This window comes from Amycolatopsis sp. QT-25, from assembly GCF_029369745.1.
Lineage (GTDB): Bacteria > Actinomycetota > Actinomycetes > Mycobacteriales > Pseudonocardiaceae > Amycolatopsis.
This window is the reverse complement of sequence record NZ_CP120210.1, coordinates 1,829,332-1,846,729: the sequence shown is the minus strand read 5'-3', so window position 1 is coordinate 1,846,729 and position 17,398 is coordinate 1,829,332. Positions and strand designations below refer to the sequence as shown.

Genomic DNA, 17,398 nt, shown 5'->3' with positions numbered 1-17,398 from the left:
CCTCCGTTGCTGCTGCGGCGAGACACCATGCCGCCGGCGGTTCGCGTACCGGCGGTATGAAGTTGCTACTCGACAGTAGCCGACCGATAGCGCAGGCGCATTAACCGTCTGGTGACAGAAATGTCGGAGGGAACCACCACAATGTGAGTGTGCAGGCGATCGCAGGTCGAGAGGAGGATGGCGACTTCGCGATCGCTCTTTCCGGGCAGCCGCCGCGACGGGGCCTGACGCTCCCGCAGTTCGTCGACGAGGTACGGAGCCTGGAGACGGAGCACTCACCCCGTTGGGTGGTCCCGTCGGTCGAAGGGACGTACCCGGCGTTGATCAAGGCGGGCGTCCGGGTGCGGCGCTGTCATGACCTGGCGCTGACCGAGGGCTTGCTGCTGGCGCACGAAGGCCGCCCACAGGAGCCGCGGAGCCTGCCTGCCGCGCTGGCCAGGGCGAACGGCCAGGAGCCGCCCGCCGACGAGCCGCCGCTCTGGGCCGAGGACGACCAGCCGACGCTGTTCGAGACCCGCGGCCCGCAGCTGCCCTCCGGCGTCACGATGCTCGACGCGGCCCGCCGCGTGCTGGCCGAGCAGGAGAAGCGGGTCGCCGTCACCGAGCACCCGGAACGGCTTCGGCTGCTGTTCGCGGCGGAGTCGGCGAGCGCGCTGGCGGCCGCGGAGATGTCGGCCGACGGGCTGCCGTGGCGGGCGGACCTGCACCTCGAACTGCTCGCCGACCAGCTCGGCCCTCGCGTCCCCGCCGGGCACCGGCCGAAGCGGCTGGTCGAGCTGGCGGCGAAGATCAGCGACGCGTTCGGCGGGCGCCCGGTCAATCCGGACGCCCCGGCCAGCGTCGTCCGGGCACTCGGGCGGGAGGGCATCGAGGTCTCGTCGGCCAGGAAGTACCTGCTGCGCGACATCGACCACCCCGCCGTCCCGCCGCTGCTGGAGTACAAGGAGCTTTCACGCCTGCATTCGGCCAATGGCTGGACGTGGCTCGACGAGTGGGTGCACGACGGCCGGTTCCGCCCGCATTACATCGTCGGCGGGGTCGTTTCCGGCCGGTGGGCGAGCCGGGGCGGCGGCGCGCTGCAGATCCCGAAGATCCTGCGGACCTGCGTCCGGGCCGATCCGGGCTGGAAACTGGTGGTCGCCGACGCCGCCCAGCTTGAGCCGAGGGTGCTGACGGCGTTGTCCGGGGACCGGAAACTGGCCGACGTCGCCGCGGCCACGGATCTGTACGCCAGCCTCGCCGAGGCGATGTTCTCCGGAGTGCGCCGCGTGCCGGTGCCGGCGTGGGACGACAGGGACGACCGAGACCGCGCGAAGATCGCGATGCTGTCCGCGATGTACGGGGGCACCTCCGGCGAGGCGGGACCTCTGCTGGCGTTGCTGCGGGCCAGGTTCCCCGACGCGGTGTCCTATGTGGAGCGAGCCGCGCAGGCCGGGGAACGCGGTGAGCGCGTCCGCTCCCGGCTGGGCCGGACGTCACCCGCGCCGTCGGAAGCCTGGCGCGCGCTGACCGGCGGGGTCGCGGCGGACGAGGCCGGTGAGCTGAAGGCGCGGCAGGCGTCGCGCAACTGGGGCCGGTTCACCCGCAACTTCGTCGTGCAGGCGAGCGCCGCGGACATGACCGCGATCCTGCTGGCGACCCTGCGAAGCAAACTCCCCGCCCCCGCGCACCTGGTGTTCTTCCAGCACGACGAGGTCCTGGTGCACACCCCGGCCGAGTTCGCCGACGAGGTCTCGCGGTCCATCGTGGACAGCATGAGCGAGGCGGCGCGGATGATGTTCGGTCCCGCCTGCCCGGTCCGGTTCCCCCTGCACATCGCCGCCGTGGACACCTACGCCGACGCCAAGTGACTTACGCCCCCGATCACGCGAGTCACGCCCCCGATCACGCTAGTTACGCCCCCGATCACGCGAGTCACGCCGCCAGTCACGCGAGTTACGTCCCCAGTCACGCGAGTTACGTCGCCAGTCACGCGAGTCACGTCGCAATTAGTCACCTACTTGCGGCGATCGAGCCCCTCGCGTGCCTGGTACGCGGCGCAAGTAGGTGACTAATTGCGGGCGGCGGTGGCGTCGTCCAGGGCCTTGATGACTCGCTTCAGGGAGACGGGGTGGGCGGTGCCCAGCGTCTGGGCGAAGAAGCTGACCCGCAGCTCCTCGATCATCCACCGGATCTCCCGCAACGCGGGCGAGGAAGTCCCCGGCGGCAGCGCGTCCAGCGCCGTCCGGTATTCGGTGCGGAGCCAGGCGATGTCGCCCGTGCGCTGGATGTCGCGTGTGGGCTCGGTCGGGAGTTTCTCCAGCCGTCGTTCGATCCCCCGCAGGTACCGGACGACGTGCTTCAGCCGGTCCTGCCCGGTTTCGGTGACGAAACCGTTGTGCACCAAGCCGTCCAGCTGCGCACGGATGTCGGCGAGGGAATCCGCCGGGCCGCGGGTGTCGGCCAGCCGCGTTTCGACGTCGTTGGCCGCGCGCAGGATCTTCTCGACGTCGGTCAGCACGTCGAGCACCCCGGGATTCAGTCCGGCACGCACCTTCTCCAGCAGGACGGCGAATCCGGCCTCGTCCCAGCGCGGCCCGCCGTTGTCGGCCACGAGCTTGTCGACGGCGCAGTCGACGCAGTCTTCGAGCAGGGCCGACACGGAGCCGTGGGGATTCCGGTTCAGCACGAGTTTCGACGAGTTGCCGAGGTTGCGGGTGATGAACTTCATCGGTGACGGCAGGTTCAGCCGCAGCATCCGCCGGGTGCCCGCCCACATCGACTGTTCCTGCTGTCCCGGCGTGTCCAGCAGCCGCACCGCGACCGTGCCGCCTTCGTCCACCAGCGCCGGATACGCCTTGACGTCGTGCCCGCGCTGCTTGCTCGCGAACACCTTGGGCAGCTCGCCGAACGCGGGCGTCGTCAGGCCCTGGCGCTCGATGCTGTCGGCGGCCTTCGAGATCGTCGCGCGCACCTGGCCGCTCAAGTCTCGTTTGAGTGCCTCGATGTCCTTGCCCTCGGACACCTTCTTGCCGCGGACGTCGACCACGCGGAAGGTCATCTTCAGATGTTCGGGAACCGCGGAGAGCTGCCAGGCGTCGTCGGGGATCACCACCCCGCGCAACGCTTCCAGCTCGTCGGCGACCGCGTGCAGCAGCGGCCCGTCGGCCGGGCCGACCCGCGACAGCACCAGTTTCGCGTGGTCGGGCGCCGGCACGAAATTGCGCCGGATCGCCTTGGGCAGCGACTTGATCAGCTGCGTCACCAGTTCTTCGCGCAGGCCGGGGACCTGCCAGTCGAAACCGTCCGGCGTGACCTGGTTCAGCACCGGCAGCGGGATGTGCACGGTGACGCCGTCGGCGTCCGCGCCCGGCTCGAACTGGTACGTGAGTTCGAAGGTCTGGTTGCCCTGGGTCCAGAAGTCGGGGTAGTCGGCCTCGCGGACGCCGCCCGCGGTCTCGTTGATGAGCATCGTCTTCTCGAAGCTCAGCAAGTCGGGCTCGGTGTGCCGCGCCTTCTTCCACCAGCTGTCGAAATGCCGCGCGGAGACGACGTCGGCCGGGACACGCTGGTCGTAGAACTCGAACAGTGTCTCGTCGTCGACCAGGATGTCCCGGCGGCGCGCCCGGTTCTCCAGGTCCTCGACCTCGTCGAGCAAGGCGCGGTTCTCTCGGAAGAAATGGTGCCGGGTCTCCCAGTCGCCTTCGACGAGCGCGTGCCGGATGAACAGCTCGCGGCTCACCTCGGGGTCGATGCGGCCGTAGTTGACCCGGCGGTCGGCGACGAGCGGGACGCCGTACAGCGTCACCTTCTCCTTCGCCATCACCGCGCCTTGCTTGCGCTCCCAGTGCGGCTCCGAATAGTTCCGCTTCACCACGTGCCCGGCGAGCGGCTCGACCCATTCCGGCTCGATCCGCGCGTTGACCCGGCCCCACAGACGGGAGGTCTCGACCAGTTCGGCCGACATCACGAACCGCGGCTGCTTCTTGAACAGCGCCGAACCAGGGAACACCGAGAACCGCGCCCCGCGTGCGCCGAGATAGTCACCCTTGGCCGGATCCTTGAGGCCGACGTGCGACAGCAGCCCGGCGATCAGCGACGTGTGCACCCGTTGCGGATCGGCAGGGCCGTCCGTGCCGAGCGTGACGCCGAGCGGTTTGGCCAGCTGACGCAGCTGGCTGAAGATGTCCTGCCATTCGCGGATGCGCAGGTAGTTCAGGTACTCGTTGCGGCACATCCGACGGAACTGGTTGGTGGACAACGCCTTCTGCTGCTCGGTGACGTACTCCCACAGGTTCAGGTACGCCAGGAAGTCCGACGTCTTGTCCGCGAACCGCGCGTGCTGCTGGTCCGCCGCCTGCTGCTTCTCCGCCGGCCGCTCGCGTGGGTCCTGAATGGACAGCGCGGCGGCGATGATCATCACTTCGCGGACGCAGCCGTTGCGTGCGGCTTCCAGCACCATCCGCGCCATCCGCGGGTCGACCGGGAGCTGCGCGAGCTTGCGGCCGGTCTCGGTGAGCTTCTTGCCGTCCGACATGTCGAACGCGCCGAGCTCCTGCAGCAACTGGACGCCGTCGGTGACCTGACGGCGATCCGGCGGCTCCACGAACGGGAACGCCGCGATGTCACCGAGGCCGAGCGAGGTCATCTGCAGGATGACCGACGCGAGGTTGGTCCGCAGGATCTCCGGATCGGTGAACTCGGGCCGCGCGTCGAAGTCGTCTTCGGAGTACAGCCGGATGCAGATACCGTCGGACGTCCGGCCGCAACGCCCCTTGCGCTGGTTCGCCGACGCCTGCGACACCGGCTCGATCGGCAGCCGCTGCACCTTCGTGCGGTGGCTGTAGCGCGAGATCCGCGCGGTGCCGGGATCGACGACGTACTTGATGCCGGGCACGGTCAGCGACGTCTCGGCGACGTTCGTGGCGAGTACGACGCGGCGCCCGGTGTGGCGCTGGAACACCCGATGCTGGTCCGACGACGAAAGCCGGGCGTACAGCGGAAGGATCTCGGTGTTGCGGAGGTCCTGTTTGGACAGGGCGTCCGCGGCGTCGCGGATCTCCCGCTCGCCGGAGAGGAACACCAGGATGTCGCCCGGTCCCTCGTGCTGCAGTTCGTCCACGGCGTCGCAGATGGCCTGTGTCTGGTCGCGGTCCTGATCGGCGTCCGGATCGTCCGGGTCGATGATCGGCCGGTAGCGGACCTCGACCGGATACGTCCGGCCGGAGACCTCCACGATGGGCGCGTCGTCGAAGTGCTGGGAGAACCGCTCCGGATCGATCGTCGCCGAGGTGATGATCACCTTGAGGTCGGGGCGGCGCGGCAGGAGCTGTTTGACGTAGCCGAGGATGAAGTCGATGTTGAGGCTGCGCTCGTGCGCCTCGTCGATGATCAGCGTGTCGTACTGGCGCAGCATGCGGTCGGTCTGGATCTCGGCGAGCAGGATGCCGTCCGTCATCAGCTTGACCAGCGTGTCCTGGCCGGAGTGGTCGGTGAACCGGACCTTGTAGCCGACGGCCTCGCCGAGTTCGGTGTTCAGCTCGGAGGCGATGCGATCGGCGACCGTGCGCGCGGCCAGCCGTCTCGGCTGCGTGTGCCCGATCTGGCCGCGGATGCCCCGGCCGAGTTCGAGACAGATCTTCGGCAGCTGGGTCGTCTTCCCGGAGCCCGTCTCCCCCGCGACGATCACCACCTGGTGGTCGCGGATGGCCTCGGCGATCTCGTCCTTGCGCCGGCTGACGGGCAGCTCTTCGGGGAACGTGATCTTCGGGACGGCGTCGCGCCTGCGGGTGACCCGCAGTTCGGCGGCCTCGATGTCGGCCTCGATCCGCGCGGTGATCGACTCGGCGTCGCGCGCTTTCCGGGCACCGTCGAGCCGGCGCCGGAGGCGGTGCTCGTCGCGCGACATCAGTTCGGGCAGGCGAGCGCGCAGGGCGCCGAACGGGGAAGGTTGAGAAGCCATGACCGGCACCAGGATAGCCGTGCGTGACGATCCAGGCCTCCGAATATCCCCCACGTCCTATCCCCTCGCAATTCGTCACCTACTTGCGTTAGTTCGCAGGGCGAACGACCGCAAGTAGGTGACGAATTGCGGAGGTCAGGAGCGCGTAAGGGAGCCCGGGGTGAGGTCGGCCAGGGTCCGGTGGCCGGACAGGCCCATGGTCAGGTCGAGGTCGGCGAGCAGGCTCCGCAGCACGTGCCGGACGCCGTCCTCCCCCGCGTGCGCCAGGCCGTACACCCACGGCCGCCCCACCAGCACGGCCTTCGCCCCGAGCGCCAGCGCCTTGGCGATGTCGGCGCCGGTACGGATGCCGGAGTCGAACAGGATCTCCAGCCGGTCGCCGACCGCGGCCACGATCTCCGGGAGCGCGTCGAGCGAGGCGATCGCGCCGTCGACCTGGCGGCCGCCGTGGTTGGACACGACGATCCCGTCCATCCCGGCCTCGACGGCGCGGCGGGCGTCGTCGGGGTGCTGGATGCCCTTGAGCACGATCGGCCCGTCCCAGTGTTCACGCAGGAACGGCAGCCGGTCCCAGGTGCTGTCCGTGCCGGTGATCATCGAGATCCACCGGAGGATCGCGGTGGGCGGATCCTCTTCCGGCGTCTTCTCCAGCAGGCCGCGGAACACCGGGTCGCTCAGCGGGACACCGAGGCCGACGCCCTTGATGAACGGCAGGTACGCGTGGTCGAGGTCGTTCGGGCGCCATGCGAGCGTCCAGGTGTCGAGCGTGACCACGAGCGTCGTGAAGCCCGCGGCCTTCGCCCGTGCCAGGATGCTCGCGCAGACCTCGTTGTCCGTCGGCCAGTACAGCTGGAACCAGCGCGGCCCGTCCCCACTGGCTTCGGCGACGTCCTCGATGCTCGTGGAGGACGCCGTCGACATGACGTACGGCAGGCCGACCGACGCCGCGGCCCGTGCGGCCGCCTGCTCGGCACCCTCGTGCACGATCGACTGCACACCGACCGGCGCCAGCAGCACCGGCGCCGGCACCGGCGTCCCCAGCACGGTCGTCGACAGCTCGCGTTCGGTGGCGCCCGTGAGCATCCGGGGTACGAGGCGCCAGCGGTCGAACGCCTCCCGGTTGGCGCGCGCGGTGGCGCCCGACCCGGCCGAGCCCGCGACGTACCAGAACGGCCCGGGTTCCAAGATCTCCCGCGCCGACTCCTCCAGCTTCGTGGCGTCGGTGGAGCACGGCGGGAAGGTCCCGCCGAGCCCCTGCAGGTAGATCTCGTTCTGGTAGCCGCCGAACCGCTCCGTCACCCAGGCCTCCTCGTCACCCCGCCCGGGCCGGCTCGTCGCGGCCTCGGCTGGTCGGATCATCCCGGACGATACTCGCCGGTAGCAACCAGGTGAGCTTCTCCGAGCGGATGACCGCGATCGGGCCGATCACGGCCAGCAGCAGGACATAGCCCGCGACGAACGGCGCGACCCGCGCGTCCAGCCCGGCGGCGGTCGCCATCGCGGCGAGCACCAGCGAGAACTCGCCACGGGTGAGCACGGTCAGCCCGATGTTCACCCCGGCTTGGCGATCGAACCCGTTCAGTCGCGCGGCGAGCGCGCCCGCGCCCAGGTTCAGCACGATCGTCAGCGCCACCGCGATCAGCACCGGCACGACCACCGAGCCGACCGCGTTCGGGTCGATGCCGAGCCCGAAGATGAAGAAGAACAACGCGCCGAACGCGTCCCGGAGCGGGAGCACCAGTTTGCGGATCCGCGGCGCGACCTTCGACTCGCCGAGCATCATGCCGACCATGAACGCGCCGATGGCGTCGGACACCCCGACCTCTTCGGCGACGGCGGCACCCATGACCGCGACACCGACGAAGCAGACGGTCAGCAGTTCGTCGTCGGCCGAGCCGAACAGCTTCGACACCACCCGGCCGCCCCAGCGGGCGAGCGCGGCCAGCACGATCAGGAACGCGAAGGCCTTGCCGAAGTCGGCCATCGCCGAACCGAAACTCCCGGCCCCGGACAGCACCGGCTGCAGCAACGCCAGGTACAGCGCGAGGAAGAGGTCCTCGATCACGATGATGCCCATGATCAGCCGGGATTCGGGATTGGTCATCCGGCGCGATTCGAGCAGGAGCTTCGTGACGATCGCCGACGACGAGATACCGATGGCCCCGGCGATGACCAGCGCCTCCCTGGTCCCCCAGCCCAGCAGGAAGCCGAAGCCGAGCCCGCCGCCGATGTTGAGGACCAGGTAGACCAGCCCCGACCAGACGAGTTCGCGCCCGCCCTTGGCTAGGTCGTCGAGGGAGAATTCGAGGCCGAGATAGAACAGGAGGAAGACGAGACCGAGCCCGGCGAGCACACCGAGTTCGGCCGGATCGTCCACAAGGGACAGTCCGGGAGTGTTGGGGCCGAAGACGAAACCGGCCAGCATGAACAGGGGGATGGTCGGCAACCCGATACGGGCGCCCGCTCTGGCGATGACACCGGCGGCGAGGAACGCCCCGCCGACGGCCAGCAGGGCATGACCGGAACTCATGGAGACCTCCGATGGATGGCTGATGCGGCTGGGGACCGGCTCAGCGCGGAGGCGCCCGTGCGGGAGCCTGAGGCACCGCACGGGTGATGACGACGGGTTCGCCCTGCTCAGGGGCGTCGTCGGCGTCGAGAAGGTCGACGGTCGCCGTTTCGGCGGGCACGTCGGCGAGGGGGACGGCTTGCCCGCCGTGGAAAGCGGGCAGCGGATGGGTCGCGAAGACGGCGACCGAATCCTCCGTCGCGGCCCGGCTGTGCCCGTGGGGGACGGTCGGCGTGACGAAGGCGAAGACGAGCAGGATCAGGAGAAAGAAGACGGAACGGTGCCGTGGTGCGGGGGCACGGTTCGTCGTCATCTGACCGCTACTTTACCAGTCCTTTATAGACGAATCGACGAAGGATTCCGCGCGGGTCCCGCCACAGGGAGTTCACCGGGTCGTCGTGAAAGACCTCGGACAGCCCGGCGTCCACTTCGGACGGTCCGGCGGCGCGGGCGGTCATCGGCCCGCGCTGAGCCCGGTGGGTTCGGCGCCCTCGTCTTCGAGCGGACCACCGATGGCGGCATACGTCTCCGGATCCCTGGTCCGCAACATTTCCGCGCGCAGGAAGCCGACCAGCACCGCGACGAGCACGAGACCGGGCAAACCCCAGCGCAACAGGAACGTCCCGGCGGGGCCGAGCAGCAGGTCGAAGTTGAGCAGGATCAACGCGAGGACGGCCGACAACGCGAGGATCGCCAGCCCCGGCGCGATCCAGCGGCGCCAGGCGCTTTCGGCGCGACGGCGCCGTTTGAAAAAGCCGATCACCGAGAGCGAGACGGCGATCATGATCACCACGACCCCGGTGGACGCCGTCGCGCCGAGCCAGGTGAACAGTTCGGTCACCGGATCGCGGCCCCCGAGCGCGAACAACGACACGACCACCAGGGCGAGCGCGGTCTGCGCGAGCGAACCGGCCACCGGCGCGCCGGTGCGTTTGCTGGTCTTGGCCAGCGAGCGCGGTAGCAGCCCTTCCCTGCCCAGCGCGAAGAAATACCGGGCGACGGCGTTGTGGAAGCTCAGCAGCGCCGCGCACTGCCCGGTCACGAACAGCGTGTACGCGACGTCGGAGAACGTGTCGCCGAGATGCTGTCCGGCCAGGGTGAACAGCAGATCCGGGCCCTGGGCGGCCGCGGTCGTGACGATGACGTCCGGCCCGGTGCCCACGGCCAGCGCGAGCGACGAGACGACGTAGAGCACGGCGGTGAGACCGATCGCGGCGAACGTCGCCCGGCCGACCGTGCGGCTGGGTTCCCGTGTCTCCTCACCGTAGGTCGCCGCGCCCTCGAAGCCGACGAACGCGGCGGCGGAGAACGCGAACACCGCGCCCACCCCGGTGGTGAACAGGCTCGACGGCTCCAGCGGAACCCAGGAGACGCTGCCGCCCGCCGGATTCGCGAACAACGCGATGTCGACGATCGCGACGACGGCGACCTCGAGGCACAGCGCCACCCCGAGCACCTTGGCGTTGAGGTCCACCCGCAGCACCCCGAGCGCGCCGACGACCAGCACCATCACCAGCGCGCACAGCCACCACGGTGGCGGAGACCCGGTGAGGGTGCCCAGCCACGTCGACACCGACCAGCCGAACAGGCCGTAGATGCTGATCTGGATGGCGTTGTAGGAGAACAGCGTGACGAACGCGATCCCGGCGCCGGTGGATTTGCCGACCCCGTTGGCGACGTAGGGGTAGAACGCGCCCGCGTTGGTGATGTAGCGGCTCATCGCGGAGTAACCGACCGCGAACAACCCCAGGATCGGGGCGAGCAGGAGGAACGACAGCGGCACCCCGACACTGCCGGTGACCGCGTAGTTCGTCGGGACCCCGCCCGCGATGGCGAAGAGCGGACCCGCCGCGGCCACCACGAAGAAGACGATTTGCGCGGCTCCGAGCCGTCGATGGCCGAGACCGCGCCGCGGTCTTTGCGTACCCATGAACCCGTCCCCCCGGACGTCGGTTTGGCGCTGAAGGCTCTTGATCTTGCGAGAGCCATCCCACCCTAGGGCCGGGCACCCCGGCGAGGTACGTCCGTTCAGGCTAAAAACGGACCTCGGGTCGCAGCGGCACCCGCGCTACCGCTACCTTGGCCGTCCCGCACCACAACGCCGGGGGGCGTGCCCTTGATGCGTCGGCTGACCTTGGTCGATTCCCTGTTCTTCCTCGCGCACGACGAGTTCACCGGAAAGCCCGCGCTGCGCCGCACGGGACTCGGTATCGGAATGGCCGGTTCCGCGCTCTGCGACCTCCTTCTCGCCGAGCGGATCACCGTGGAGAGCAAGCGAATCCGGCCGCTGACCCGGCGCGGTCTCGCACATCCCCCGCTGGATCGGGTGTTTTCGGAAATCCTCCGCGAACGCGAGCCGCACACCGTCCGGGAATGGGTCACCCATCTGCGTCACGATCTCGGGGAAACGGTCGCGGGAAATCTGCTCACCGCGGGAGTGATCGACCGGGAGACCGACCGGATGCTCATGCGGAAGAATCACCGGTACCCGCCGCGGGATCTGCTGATGTCGACGGCCGCGCGCAGCAAGTCGAGGGCGGCCGTCCTCGGCACCGAACAGCCGGATCCGCATTCGGTCTGCCTGGCCCTGCTGGCCTGGACCATCGGTCTCGACGACTTCTGCGAACCGGAACTCGACCGTGCCGGCCTGCGGACCTGGGCCGAGGTCACGCACCGGGATCTCCCCAGGGCGCTCGCCGAGCTGATCTCGGGGGTGGACGCCGTGAGCGCCGCCGTCGTCTACACCGGCGACCGGCGGTGACCGGCGGTGGCCTGACGCCCATGCCCGCCGGCCGGACGCGGTCACGACGCCAGCAGGTCCTCGGCGGTCCGCGTGTTGATCACCCGATCCGGCTCGATCCCCAGTTCGTTGGCCCGCGCGCAGCCGTGGACGAGCCAGTCCAGCTGGCCCGGCGCGTGCGCGTCGCTGTCGATCGCGAAGTCGCAACCCAGGTCCACGGCCAGGTTCAGCAACCGCGTCGGCGGGTCCCGGCGCTCGGGACGCGAGTTGATCTCGACGGCGACGCCGTTGTCCCGGCACGCGGCGAACACCGCCTCCGCGTCGAACTCCGACTCCGGCCGTTTCCCGCGGCCGCCCGTCACCAGCCGTCCGGTGCAGTGCCCCAGCACCCGCACCCGCGGATGCTGGACGGCGGCGAGCATCCGCGGCGTCATCTCCCTCGCGGGCATCCGCAGCTTCGAATGCACGCTCGCGACGACGAAGTCCAGCCGCTCCAGCAGTTCTTCCTCCTGGTCGAGCGTGCCGTCGAGGTGGATGTCGACCTCGATGCCGTGCAGGATCCGGAACGGCGCCGTGGTCTCGTTCAGCTCCGCGACGACGTCCATCTGCCGCCGCAGCCGCTCGGGTGAGAGACCGTTGGCGACGGTCAGGCGCGGTGAGTGGTCGGTCAGCACCATCCATTCGTGGCCGAGCGCGCGGGCGGCCTCGGCCATCTCCTCGATCGGGCTCCCGCCGTCGGACCAGTCCGAATGGGTGTGGCAGTCGCCGCGCAACGCCGCCCGCATCCGACCGCCGTCGGGCAGCTTCGGCTCGCCGATCTTCTCGAAATAGGCGGGCCGTCGTCCGGCGAGGACGTCTTCGACCACGGCCGCTGTCGCCTTGCCGATGTTCGGCAAGGCGGTCAGCGTGCCCGCCTCGGCACGTTCGCGCAGGTCGTCCGGTTCGACCTTGGCGATCACCGAGGCCGCCTGCCGGAAGGCCCGTACCCGGTAGGTCGGCTCGCCCGCGCGTTCCAGCCGGAACGCGATCTCCCTCAACGCCTGCTCCGGTTCCATGGCTACCTGTCTACCCCCTCAGCGGCGGAGAGGCAGCTCATGCAGAACGACGTCGCGCACCTCGCCGCCGTGGATCCCGGCGGTCTGATACGTGCAGAACGGCTGCCGCCGCCGGTCGGTCGGCGACCCGGGGTTCAGCAGGCGCAGCCCGTTCGGCGTGACCGTGTCCCACGGGATGTGGCTGTGCCCGAACACGAGCACGTCGGTGTCCGGGAACTGGTCGTCGCAGCGACGCTCGCGCCCCTGTTTGCCCCCGGTTTCGTGGACGACCGCGAGCCGGACGCCGTCGAGTTCCGCCCGCGCGACCTCGGGGAGCCGTGCCCGCAGATCCGCGCCGTCGTTGTTGCCGTAGACCCCGATGAGCCGCTTGCTTCGGGCTTCGAGTTCGTCCAGCAGGGCGGCCTCGACCCAGTCGCCGGCGTGGACGACGACGTCCGCCGCTTCGGCTTCGCGCCAGACCTGGTCCGGCAGCACCTTCGCGCGCAAGGGCAGGTGTGTGTCGGCGATGAGCAGCAGCCGCATCATTCGTCTCCGATCGCGTCGAGGATCCGATCCAGGAAGTCGCCGATATGGGCACGCAGCAGCCCGGCCGCCCCCTCTGCGTCGCCCTTCTTCGCCGCCGCCAGCACCGCCTTGCGCTCGGTCCATTCCTTGCGCCGGCTGGGATTCGTCCCCCGGCCGGCCACGGAGACCAGCGCGGCACGGTCCCTGAGATCGTCCAACATCGAGACCATCACCGGGTTGCCGCAGCCACGGTAGAGCGCGCGGTGGAACCGGCGGTCGAGCAGGCTGAGCACGGCCTGATCCTTGGCCGAGATCGCCGCCGACGCCTCCTTCACCGCTTTCGCCGCGTCTTCGAGCAAGTCCGGTGCCCGGCGTTCCACCGACCGCCGCACCGCTTCGGGCTCCAGCACCATCCGGACGTCGTAAACGGACTTCGCCAGCTCCGCGTCCACCACGCACACCGAAGCACCCTTGTACGGGCTGAACAGCACGAGTCCCGTGTTCGCCAGCACCTTGAGCGCCTCGCGGACCGGCGTCTTCGACACGCCGAGCCGGGCCGCGAGTTCGGCCTCGACCAACGGCTGACCGGGCTGCAGTTCCCGGCTGAGGATGCCGCGGCGGATCTCCTCCAGCACCACTTCGGTGCGTGAGGCAGGCAAAGCGAAGGCCGACGTCACCAGTCGATCGTATCTGAGATCTCAGATTTCGGTGCGTACCGCAGCCACCGGAATCGGCCGAAAGAAATCCGCGGGGCGCGCGTGTGCCTGGCATCTTCGTCCCCGCGGAAGACCGTCCGAACTGGAGTGTGGCTCGCGCGTTCTCCCGAACCGGTACGACGGACGGGAACCGCGATCACGAGGATTTCGCCGCGATCCCGTGCCGGCGCCGTGCCGGATCGGCCCACTCGGCACGGGATACCGCCGCTGCCTGATCACCTGCCGGTCAAGGCGGCCGCGTTCTCGACGCCCGGATGAGCGGCACCGGCCGGCCGCGTCGATGATGCGAAATCGCAACACCACCGGGCACAGTGGACCCACCGCTCCGACGCCACGAAAGAGGTTACGGCGTGTTGCGCTCCGAACACATCACGCCAGCCGGCGAGGCTGTGACTTCGGGTTTCTCGGGGAAGCAGACGAAAATCCGGAAACTGACGCGCAGTGACCACCCGACGGAGTGACCTGCTCACCCAACCGGGCGAGTTGCACGGCCCCGAAACGCGCCCCGTATCTTGAAGCCACGTCCGGAACGTGTGGAAGGCCCGGATGTTCGATCACGACGCCCGGCCTCGCCGGACCGTGGAGGGTGGAGAGTTGCCGCAGGAACCGCGCTGGCCCGAGTCCCATGCCGAGCAGACGGATGTGCTCCCGGTCGTCACGCCCGGGTTCGCGGAGTCTGCCACGCCGGAGGAGCCCGCGCCACCGAAACGCCGTCGCAGCTACCGCAAGGCCGCCCTCGTCGGCGGCGGCGTGCTCGGCCTGCTGGTCGTCGCGTACGCCCTCGATGTGCTGGTCTCCCAGGGCAGCGTGCCTCGCGGCGTCACCGTCGCCGGGGTCGACGTCGGCGGGATGGACCGCGCGGCGGCCGAGAAGGAGCTCCGGGGTGGCATCGAGCCGCGGCTGACCCGGCCGGTGAAGATCACCGTGGGTGACGCCGAGGAGTCGCTGGCGCCGAACGACGCGGGCCTGCGCCTCGACTGGCCCGCCACCCTGGATCAGGCGGGCGATCAGCCGCTGAACCCGTTCACGCGGATCGCGTCGTTCTTCTCGACCACCGAGGTCGGTGTCGTCACGCAGACCGACGACGCCAAGCTCACCGCCGCGTTGGAGAACCTGCGGGGCAACGTCGACCGTGACCCCGTCGAGGGCACCGTCCGGTTCGAGGAAGCCAAGCCGGTCGCCGTCGAGCCCAAAGCGGGGCAGAAACTCGACGTCGAGGCCGCCAAGCAGACGATCCTGGACCGCTGGGCGAGTGGTGAGCCGCTGACGCTCCCGGTCACCCAGACGCCGGTCAAGGTCTCGCCGGAGGCCGTTCACGCCGCTCTCGAGCAGATCGCGAAGCCCGCCGTGGCGTCGCCGGTGGTCATCAAGGGCGAAGGCAAGGACGCGGTCGTCAAACCCGTGGGCATCGCGGGCGCGCTGACCTTCGAAGCCGCCGACGGCGGCGTGCTGAACCCGAAGGTGGACAACAACAAGATCATCGAGGCCGCGGGCCCGCAGCTGAAATCCACCGAGAAGGAGGGCAAGGACGCGCAGATCGTCTTCGAAGGCGGCAAGCCGACCGTCCAGCCCTCCGAGGACGCCAACGTCGTCGATTGGGAGGTCAGCCTCAAGCCGGTGCTCGAGGTGCTCAAGCGCGCGGCGCCCCGCGAGCTGCCGGTGACCTACAAGAAGACCCCGGCCAAGGTGACCACCGAGCAGGCGAACCAGCTCGGCATCAAAGAGGTCGTCAGCGAATTCAAGACCGGTGGGTTCGCGCCGGATTCGGGGACGAACATCCGGGTCGTGGCGCAGAAGGTCAACGGCGCCATCGTGAAACCGGGTGAGACGTTCAGCCTCAACGGGTTCACCGGGCCGCGTGGCGCGGCGCAGGGCTACGTCGAGGCCGGTGTCATCAAGGACGGCGCACCCGGCCGCGAGGTCGGCGGCGGGATCTCCCAGTTCGCGACCACGCTGTACAACGCCTCGTACTTCGCCGGGATGAAGGACACCGAGCACAAGGAACACAGCTACTACATCAGCCGCTACCCCGCCGCGCGCGAGGCGACCGTGTTCCAGAACCACAGCGGCGGCAGCGTGATCGACCTCAAGTTCACCAACGACGGTGACACCGGTGTCGCGATCCAGACCATCTGGACGCCGTCGGACATCACGATCCGGTTGTGGGGCACCAAGAAGTACACCGTCGAGTCGATCCCGGGCGGTCGCTCCAACCCGTCCGAGCCGCCGACGAAGCCCGGCCCCGCCGAGAACTGCAAGCCCAGCAACGGCGCGCCCGGCTTCACCACGTCGGACACCCGGGTCATCAAGGACGCCGCGAGCGGCCGCGAGATCCGGCGCCACACCCGGAACGTGCACTACAACCCGCAGCCGAAGATCACCTGCGGCACGGAGTGATCCCTCCGGGCTGAAGGGGACTTTCCCCTCGTCTTACGCGCTGAAGGGCGCTTTCCCCCACAGCACATGCGGGGAAGGCGCCCTTCAGCCGCTTGACGGTTCACCACCCGCGTCCGTGGCGGTACGCTGAGTGACTCACCCGGCCGAGCGGTGGTGGTCACCTCGTGAGTTCCCAGGCGACCTTCCGGCGGCTTCTCGCGGTCGGCGAACTGCGGGCGATCTGGTTCGCGGAGCTCCAGTCGATCCTCGGGGACCAGGTGGCCAGGGTCGCCCTGTCGGTGCTGGTGTTCGAGCGAACCGGTTCGGCGACGTGGCCCGCGCTGACCTACGCGCTCACCTACCTCCCCGATCTGATCGGCGGGCCGGTGCTCGGCGGACTGGCCGACCGGTTCCCGCGCCGCGCGGTGATGGTCTGCTCCGACGTCGTCCGGGCACTCCTGGTCGCGGTGCTCGCGGTCCCCGGCATCCCGCTGCCCGTCCTCGCCGCCGTGCTGGTGGTGGTGCAACTGGCCAACGCGCCGTTCACCGCCGCGCAGGCCGCGGTCCTGCCGTCGGTGCTCAGCGGGGATCAGTACGTCCTCGGCCAGTCACTGCTGAAGATCACCAACCAGATCGGCCAGCTCGCCGGGTTCGCCCTCGGCGGCGCGGTGATCGCCGCGGTCGGGACCGGCCGGGGGCTCGCTCTCGACGCGGTCACGTTCGGTGTTTCGGCGATCGTCCTGCGCCTCGGTGTCCGCGCCCGCCCCGCGACGGGTGCGCGAGACCCCGCGACGTCGACCCTGCGGCGGCTTCGTGCGGGCGCTCGCACGATCTGGCACGACCGCCGGTTGCGGGCACTGGTCGGTCTCGCGTGGCTGGCCGGGTTCGTGATCGTGCCGGAAGGGCTCGCCGTGCCCTACGCCGTGGAGATCGGCGGCGGGGCGGTGACGGCGGGACTGCTGCTCGCGGCGCATCCCGCGGGGATCGTGCTCGGGGTGTTCGTGCTGGGCCGCCTGGTGCGGCCCGCGGTCCGGTTGCGCCTGGTCGGACGGCTGGCGCTCGGCGCGATCGTGCCGCTCGCGGCGTTCTGGTTCCGGCCCTCGCTCCCCTACGCCGCCGGACTGCTCGTGCTGTCCGGGATGTGCGCGGCCTACCAGGTCACCGCGAGCACCACGTTCATGCGCTTGGTACCCGACACCGAACGAGGCCAGGCTTTCGGCCTCGCCGGGTCGGGACTCGTCGCCGTGCAGGGAATCGGGCTGATCGCCGGCGGCCTGCTCGTCGGCGTACTCGGTTCACCCGCGACGACGGTCTCGGTCATCGCACTCGCCGGTCTCGTAGTGGCTGTTCCGGCCACCCGGGCTTGGCGCCACGTGGCCCCGCTTCACCCCCTTTGACCGGAACCGGGTGTTCACCAGTTCTGCCCGCGCATGGAGCTCACCCCCTCCACTTCCCCGATGCCGGTCACGCGTGGTGCACCCACGCCTACCCGGACAG

12 protein-coding genes are annotated in these 17,398 nt (G+C 69.7%); 4 read left to right on the top strand and 8 right to left on the bottom strand.

From position 1 onward, the window contains the following. The first annotated feature begins 143 nt into the window (after positions 1–143). Positions 144–1,850, top strand: coding sequence for a bifunctional 3'-5' exonuclease/DNA polymerase (locus P3102_RS08515; protein WP_276367951.1), 1,707 nt, complete (start codon positions 144–146; stop codon positions 1,848–1,850). Positions 1,851–2,050: 200 nt separating this feature from the next. On the opposite strand, the gene hrpA is transcribed toward P3102_RS08515, so the two are convergent. The 5 genes from hrpA to P3102_RS08490 form a co-directional block, all read right to left on the bottom strand. Continuing rightward, positions 2,051–5,941 carry an ATP-dependent RNA helicase HrpA gene (hrpA, locus tag P3102_RS08510; protein ID WP_276367949.1) on the bottom strand — a complete coding sequence of 1,297 codons (3,891 nt, stop codon included), beginning with the start codon at positions 5,939–5,941 and terminating at the stop codon, positions 2,051–2,053. Between the two features lie 135 nt (positions 5,942–6,076). After that, positions 6,077–7,240, bottom strand: coding sequence for a lactate 2-monooxygenase (locus tag P3102_RS08505; protein ID WP_276367948.1), 1,164 nt, complete (start codon positions 7,238–7,240; stop codon positions 6,077–6,079). Between the two features lie 13 nt (positions 7,241–7,253). Further along, the gene (locus P3102_RS08500) at positions 7,254–8,471 is read right to left on the bottom strand and encodes a cation:proton antiporter (protein ID WP_276367946.1); all 1,218 of its coding nucleotides are present in this window, start codon (positions 8,469–8,471) and stop codon (positions 7,254–7,256) included. Positions 8,472–8,511: 40 nt separating this feature from the next. Continuing rightward, complete coding sequence (locus P3102_RS08495) at positions 8,512–8,823, bottom strand: hypothetical protein (RefSeq protein ID WP_276367945.1); 312 nt, start codon at positions 8,821–8,823, stop codon at positions 8,512–8,514. 141 nt (positions 8,824–8,964) lie between these two features. Continuing rightward, a complete protein-coding gene (locus P3102_RS08490) occupies positions 8,965–10,440 on the bottom strand; it encodes an APC family permease (protein WP_276367943.1) in 1,476 nt (491 codons plus the stop codon). A 189-nt stretch (positions 10,441–10,629) separates the two neighbouring features. Between P3102_RS08490 and P3102_RS08485 the strand changes: the two genes are divergently transcribed. Further along, positions 10,630–11,271 carry a GPP34 family phosphoprotein gene (locus tag P3102_RS08485; protein ID WP_276367941.1) on the top strand — a complete coding sequence of 214 codons (642 nt, stop codon included), beginning with the start codon at positions 10,630–10,632 and terminating at the stop codon, positions 11,269–11,271. Between the two features lie 41 nt (positions 11,272–11,312). Here P3102_RS08485 and P3102_RS08480 read toward each other — a convergent pair whose 3' ends face one another. Genes P3102_RS08480 through P3102_RS08470 form a run of 3 tightly spaced genes read right to left on the bottom strand, consistent with a single transcriptional unit; the run spans position 11,313 to position 13,486 of the window. Beyond that, on the bottom strand, positions 11,313–12,305 hold the full coding sequence (locus tag P3102_RS08480; protein ID WP_276367940.1) for a PHP domain-containing protein: 993 nt from the start codon (positions 12,303–12,305) through the stop codon (positions 11,313–11,315). An 18-nt stretch (positions 12,306–12,323) separates the two neighbouring features. Next, the gene (locus tag P3102_RS08475) at positions 12,324–12,827 is read right to left on the bottom strand and encodes a metallophosphoesterase (protein WP_276367938.1); all 504 of its coding nucleotides are present in this window, start codon (positions 12,825–12,827) and stop codon (positions 12,324–12,326) included. After that, on the bottom strand, positions 12,827–13,486 hold the full coding sequence (locus tag P3102_RS08470; protein WP_276367936.1) for a GntR family transcriptional regulator: 660 nt from the start codon (positions 13,484–13,486) through the stop codon (positions 12,827–12,829). Before P3102_RS08470 ends, P3102_RS08475 begins: the two co-directional genes overlap by 1 nt. Positions 13,487–14,071: 585 nt before the next feature. Between P3102_RS08470 and P3102_RS08465 the strand changes: the two genes are divergently transcribed. Together P3102_RS08465 and P3102_RS08460 are read left to right on the top strand one after the other, a co-directional pair. Beyond that, complete coding sequence (locus P3102_RS08465) at positions 14,072–15,922, top strand: VanW family protein (protein ID WP_276367935.1); 1,851 nt, start codon at positions 14,072–14,074, stop codon at positions 15,920–15,922. A 164-nt stretch (positions 15,923–16,086) separates the two neighbouring features. Beyond that, positions 16,087–17,298, top strand: coding sequence for an MFS transporter (locus tag P3102_RS08460; protein ID WP_276367933.1), 1,212 nt, complete (start codon positions 16,087–16,089; stop codon positions 17,296–17,298). Positions 17,299–17,398 lie beyond the last annotated feature (100 nt).

Bases quoted from the DNA above. Each gene is read 5' to 3' on its own strand.
- hrpA (WP_276367949.1), bottom strand. From the start codon at position 5,941: ATGGCTTCTCAACCTTCCCCGTTCGGCGCCCTGCGCGCTCGCCTGCCC.
- P3102_RS08500 (WP_276367946.1), bottom strand. From the start codon at position 8,471: ATGAGTTCCGGTCATGCCCTGCTGGCCGTCGGCGGGGCGTTCCTCGCC.
- P3102_RS08495 (WP_276367945.1), bottom strand. From the start codon at position 8,823: ATGACGACGAACCGTGCCCCCGCACCACGGCACCGTTCCGTCTTCTTT.
- P3102_RS08490 (WP_276367943.1), bottom strand. From the start codon at position 10,440: ATGGGTACGCAAAGACCGCGGCGCGGTCTCGGCCATCGACGGCTCGGA.
- P3102_RS08485 (WP_276367941.1), top strand. From the start codon at position 10,630: ATGCGTCGGCTGACCTTGGTCGATTCCCTGTTCTTCCTCGCGCACGAC.
- P3102_RS08480 (WP_276367940.1), bottom strand. From the start codon at position 12,305: ATGGAACCGGAGCAGGCGTTGAGGGAGATCGCGTTCCGGCTGGAACGC.
- P3102_RS08475 (WP_276367938.1), bottom strand. From the start codon at position 12,827: ATGCGGCTGCTGCTCATCGCCGACACACACCTGCCCTTGCGCGCGAAG.
- P3102_RS08465 (WP_276367935.1), top strand. From the start codon at position 14,072: ATGTTCGATCACGACGCCCGGCCTCGCCGGACCGTGGAGGGTGGAGAG.